The sequence below is a fragment of the Halomonas sp. SIMBA_159 genome (assembly GCF_046536035.1).
Classification (GTDB): domain Bacteria; phylum Pseudomonadota; class Gammaproteobacteria; order Pseudomonadales; family Halomonadaceae; genus Vreelandella; species Vreelandella venusta_A.
Genome location: NZ_JAWJBT010000686.1, coordinates 1 through 268 on the forward strand (window position 1 = coordinate 1; position 268 = coordinate 268).

Below are 268 nucleotides of genomic sequence, written 5' to 3' on the forward strand. Positions count from 1 at the left end.
GGTGATCGTCGGCGCGTCCTCGACCAGGTTGCGTGGCTTGGCGACCGGGCCGGCCTCGGCTTCCTCGCGGGCGTATTTAAGCATCGCGCCCGCCAGGATGTCCTTGGCCTCCGCATGGGTCGGCACGCCGAAGCCCGGGACATCGATGCCGATCACGCGGACGCCGTTGATCTCGTGCGGCAACCGGTCGAGCGGGATCCCGGACGCGGTCGGGACGCACAGGTTGATGATGACCACGCAGTCGTAGCGCTCGGGATCGGCCATCTGC

The 268-nt window shown here is 68.7% G+C and carries 1 protein-coding gene; it reads right to left on the reverse strand.

All coding sequences use genetic code 11. The annotated features are described in order from the left end of the window. Window positions 1–268, reverse strand: a 268-nt coding sequence (locus R0J87_RS20940; protein WP_498888669.1) for a nitrogenase component 1, incomplete at both ends; no start/stop codon positions are given.